Raw genomic sequence first — 4,076 nt, 5'->3', positions numbered from 1 at the left:
CTTACGCACAAGCTTTGTGCGGTATTGCCTTAACGGATCGCATCGTACAGCTTTTCATACAGCGTAATGAGAGAACGATTGGTTTCCTCCCGCTGTACGACAACTTCTTCAATCGCGTCGATCTTTGCCTGACAAATCTTCTCATCGGCATTGTTGTCTGCGGGAACCTTTTCCAGTTTTTCCAGAGCCAGCGAAAGATGCTGGGTATCCTGCCGGATCTGCTGCAATTCTGCAAAAATTTCAGCGGCAGTGGGAGCTGTGAGGCTGCTTGTATTTGTATTTTCTGTCATCTGCTGTTCCTCCTGATTCTGCGGCGGACAGTTCAGACAGATCGTATTTGCACTGATGAATCTTGCCCGCCCTTTTTTGACAAGTCCTCTTGCCCGTCTGGGATAGGTGGGAAAATAAGAATTTCCCTGTTCATCTGTTACGGTGATCTGCGGCATTTCAAGGACTCCTTTCTCTGAGGGCAACGCTGAACAGAGCCGGTCTGTCGGCTTTGCACGGTGTTGTCACGGCTGTTTTTTGTGATGGGTGTCGTCCCCGAGGAGTCTTTGTGCGGTATTGCCTTTACTTTTTGCTGTTCTTCGCAGCAGCAGTCTTGGCAGTGGTTGCAGCCGGCTTTGCAGCGGGAACCTTTGCAGTTGCAGAAGCAGTTTTCACTGCCGGCTTTACCGGTTCGGTCTTGACAGCCGCAGCAGCCTTGGGAGCTTCAGCCTTGACGGTTTCCTTCTTTGCGGTTGCAGTCGCCGGTTTTTTTGCAGCAGACTTTACCGGTTCTGTCTTTTTTACAGTCGCAGCAGTCTTCGGTGCTTCTGCCTTTTTTGCAGCCGGCTTTGCAGGGGCTTTCTTCGCAGCCGGAGCCTTTGCCTTGGGAGCAGCCTCCTTCTTCGGCTTGGGCAGAGTATCCAGAACGCTGCGGAATGCCACGATCTTTTCCCATTCACCGGCGAGTTCCAGTGCAGCGGTTTCTGCGGTACGCAGAGCGTCCAGCAGGGCAGCGGAATCTGCGGATACCAGTACATCGTGATCCTTATAGTCAAACGGCTCAATGGTCAGCTTGTCGCTGTCTGCGGAAACTACTGCATAGAATGCACCGCAGCCGTCACCGGAAACATCAAACTGTATCGATACGGCGGTGTCGGTGTCCTTGGCACTGGCGTTTTCCAGCAGTGCCTTTGCCTGTGCAAACATTTCATCAAAAGTCATTTTTGTCATTCCTTTCGCGGTTTCCGGCGAGAACTGCCGGAATATTCCTGTGGCAACACGGCACAAGCCTTGTGCGGTGTTGTTCTGTGCTTTTCTATCTATTATAGGCGTATTTTTGGAGAATGTCAAGGAGAATGCAAATAAAACATGAAAAATAAGCAAATATATTGCATAACCGGAAAAAGTGGGATTTCAAATTTGTGCAGTTTCACGAAGAAAAAGGGCTTGACAAGCGGCGGAAAATCGGGTATACTTGTAAAGCAGATGACTTTTACAGGCAGGAGGCGGCTGGGAATGTCCAAGGATTTGCGATTTGCCATGCTGCTGGATTGCTACGGCGAATTTCTGACACCGCATCAGTATCGGCTGACGGAACTGTATTATTGTGCAGACCTGTCCCTCAGCGAGATCGCGGAGATCGTCGGCATCACCCGTCAGGGGGTGCGGGACGGCATCAAGCGTGGCGAACAGATTTTGCAGGAAATGGAAGACAAGCTGCAGTTTGCGGCGAGGTTCAACGCTCTGCGGGAAAACTACAGTGCGATCGCCTCGACGTTACAGTCGATCCAGACACAGACGGCAGACCAGCCGCAGGTGCAGACCGCCTGCCGCGAGGCAATGGAAGCGGTACATCACGGGCTGGAGCTGCTCTGAAAAAACTTGCAGGGGAGGAGATCACATGGCATTTGAGGGACTTTCCGGAAAATTGAATCAGGTGTTCAAAAAGCTGAAATCCCACGGCAAGCTGACTGAAAGTGATGTCAAGGAAGCCATGCGGGAAGTTCGCATGGCTCTGCTGGAAGCGGATGTCAGCTACAAGGTCGTCAAGGATTTTGTCAAAAAGGTTTCCGAACGTGCAGTCGGGGAAGAAGTGCTCAGCAGTCTGACACCGGCACAGCAGGTCATCAAGATCGTCAACGAGGAACTGTGCAATCTCATGGGCAACGAAAACGCCCGGATCCAGTTCCCGTCCAAGCCGCCCTGCGTCATCATGATGTGCGGCTTGCAGGGCTCCGGTAAGACGACTCATTCCGCCAAGCTGGCGAAGATGCTGAAAAAGGAAGGGCATTATCCGCTGCTGGTGGCATGCGATATTTACCGTCCGGCGGCGATCAACCAGCTGCAGGTGGTGGGCGAGCGTGCCGGTGTCAAGGTCTTTGAAATGGGACAGATCGACCCGCGGATCATTGCCAAAGAGGCACTGCGGTTTGCCAAGGATCACGGCAATGACGTGGTGATCCTGGATACCGCCGGCCGTCTGCACATCGACACCGAGCTCATGGACGAACTGAAGGATCTGAAAGAACTGACCAACCCCAACGAGATCATGCTGGTGGTCGATGCCATGACAGGTCAGGATGCCGTCAACGTGGCAAAGGCATTTGATGATGCACTGGGCATTGACAGCGTGCTGATGTCCAAGCTGGACTCCGACACCCGCGGCGGTGCGGCACTGTCCGTGCTGGCAGTCACCGGTAAGCCCATTAAGTATGTGGGCATGGGCGAAAAGCTGGACGAATTCGAACAGTTCCACCCCCAGCGAATGGCTTCCCGCATTCTGGGCATGGGCGATATGCTGACGCTGATCGAAAAGGCGGAAAACACCATCAGCCAGAAAGATGCCGAGAAAATGGCGAAGAAGCTGGAGGAAAACCGCTTCGACATGGACGACCTGCTGGAACAGCTGCGGCAGATCCAGAAAATGGGCTCCCTGAAATCCATTATCGGCATGCTCCCCGGCGTGGGCAGCAAGCTGAAAGATGCCGACATCGATGACCGGCAGTTTGTCCGCATTGAGGCAATGATTACGTCCATGACCAAAGCGGAACGGGCAAAGCCCTCGATCATCAACCCCTCCCGCAAGCGGCGTATTGCTGCCGGAAGCGGCACCAAGGTGGAAGATGTGAACCGTCTGCTGAAACAGTTCGACCAGATGCAGAAGATGATGAAGCAGCTGGGCGGCAAGGCAGGCAAAGGCGGCAAGATGAACCGCCGTGCCATGAAGCGTCTGGCAAACATGAATCCGGAGCAGCTGCAAAGCCTGCAGGGCGGTATCCCGGGCGTTCCGCCGGGGCTGATGCCGCCGAAGAAATAAGAGATCCCGCAGGAAACTGCTGGAGATAGATTTGACATTTGTCAAGAATAAACACGGAGGTGAATTTCAAATGGCAGTAAAGATCAGACTGAGAAGAATGGGTGCAAAGAAGGCTCCGTTCTATCGTATTGTTGTTGCTGATGAGCGTTATCCGAGAGATGGCCGCTTCATCGAGGAGATCGGTTACTATGATCCGACCAAGGAGCCGACAGTTGTTAATCTGGACGCTGACAAGGCAAAGACTTGGCTGAAGAATGGTGCACAGCCGACCGATACCGTTAAGGTGATCCTGAAGAAGGAAGGCGTTCTCTAAGTTTTACACTTAGGGAAAGTGCCAGTGCGGGGTTGTTCTGCAATGGCAGAACAGGATTGCTCCGCCGGTGAACCGTATCCTGTGTGCTACGGCTGACCAGTGGAGCAATCGCATGACAATACCGCACAAAGAGCGTCTGGCGACTTTGTGCGGTATTGCCGTAACTGTTGTTCACAAGGAGGTATGACACATGCAGGAACTGTTGAAAGTGATCGTTGCCGGTTTGGTGGAAGACCCGACTGCCATTCAGATCACAGAGGACGCACCCAATGAAGAAGGCGTGATCGTTTATCATCTGCACGTTGCACCGGAGGATACCGGACGCGTCATCGGCAAGCAGGGACGCATTGCAAAGGCAATTCGTGTAATCATGCGTTCCGGTGCTGCGAAAAACAATCAGAAGATCGCAGTCGAGATCGATTGAGTTTAGGGCAATACCGCACAAAGAGCGTCTGGCGA

Annotated in this window: 6 protein-coding genes; 4 read left to right on the top strand and 2 right to left on the bottom strand. The window is 53.0% G+C overall.

Annotated elements, in window-relative coordinates; all coding sequences use genetic code 11:
* Positions 1-29 precede the first annotated feature (29 nt).
* Together RUMCAL_RS13410 and RUMCAL_RS14880 are read right to left on the bottom strand one after the other, a co-directional pair.
* Positions 30-446, bottom strand: a complete 417-nt coding sequence (locus RUMCAL_RS13410) for a hypothetical protein (protein WP_021683531.1) — start codon at positions 444-446, stop codon at positions 30-32.
* A 124-nt stretch (positions 447-570) separates the two neighbouring features.
* Entirely contained in the window at positions 571-1,209 is a 639-nt protein-coding gene (locus RUMCAL_RS14880; RefSeq protein WP_051343884.1) for a hypothetical protein, read from the bottom strand.
* Positions 1,210-1,503: 294 nt separating this feature from the next.
* Between RUMCAL_RS14880 and RUMCAL_RS13400 the strand changes: the two genes are divergently transcribed.
* The 4 genes from RUMCAL_RS13400 to RUMCAL_RS13385 all read left to right on the top strand — a co-directional run bounded on the left by RUMCAL_RS13400 (position 1,504) and on the right by RUMCAL_RS13385 (position 4,041).
* Positions 1,504-1,863, top strand: a complete 360-nt coding sequence (locus RUMCAL_RS13400; protein ID WP_051343882.1) for a hypothetical protein — start codon at positions 1,504-1,506, stop codon at positions 1,861-1,863.
* Positions 1,864-1,888: 25 nt separating this feature from the next.
* Complete coding sequence (gene ffh / locus RUMCAL_RS13395) at positions 1,889-3,304, top strand: signal recognition particle protein (protein WP_021683528.1); 1,416 nt, start codon at positions 1,889-1,891, stop codon at positions 3,302-3,304.
* A 70-nt stretch (positions 3,305-3,374) separates the two neighbouring features.
* The gene (rpsP, locus tag RUMCAL_RS13390) at positions 3,375-3,617 is read left to right on the top strand and encodes a 30S ribosomal protein S16 (protein WP_040648310.1); all 243 of its coding nucleotides are present in this window, start codon (positions 3,375-3,377) and stop codon (positions 3,615-3,617) included.
* Positions 3,618-3,807: 190 nt separating this feature from the next.
* Entirely contained in the window at positions 3,808-4,041 is a 234-nt protein-coding gene (locus tag RUMCAL_RS13385; RefSeq protein ID WP_021683525.1) for a KH domain-containing protein, read from the top strand.
* The last annotated feature ends 35 nt before the right edge of the window (positions 4,042-4,076 follow it).

Source organism: Ruminococcus callidus ATCC 27760 (assembly GCF_000468015.1).
In the GTDB taxonomy this organism is placed as follows: Bacteria; Bacillota; Clostridia; order Oscillospirales; family Ruminococcaceae; genus Ruminococcus_C; species Ruminococcus_C callidus.
The sequence above is the reverse complement of the archived record's forward strand: the minus strand, read 5'-3'. Positions and strand labels throughout refer to the sequence as shown.

Coding starts and splice junctions, on each gene's coding strand:
- rpsP (WP_040648310.1), top strand. CDS start 3,375: ATGGCAGTAAAGATCAGACTGAGAAGAATGGGTGCAAAGAAGGCTCCG.
- RUMCAL_RS14880 (WP_051343884.1), bottom strand. CDS start 1,209: ATGACTTTTGATGAAATGTTTGCACAGGCAAAGGCACTGCTGGAAAAC.
- RUMCAL_RS13385 (WP_021683525.1), top strand. CDS start 3,808: ATGCAGGAACTGTTGAAAGTGATCGTTGCCGGTTTGGTGGAAGACCCG.
- RUMCAL_RS13400 (WP_051343882.1), top strand. CDS start 1,504: ATGTCCAAGGATTTGCGATTTGCCATGCTGCTGGATTGCTACGGCGAA.
- RUMCAL_RS13410 (WP_021683531.1), bottom strand. CDS start 446: ATGCCGCAGATCACCGTAACAGATGAACAGGGAAATTCTTATTTTCCC.
- ffh (WP_021683528.1), top strand. CDS start 1,889: ATGGCATTTGAGGGACTTTCCGGAAAATTGAATCAGGTGTTCAAAAAG.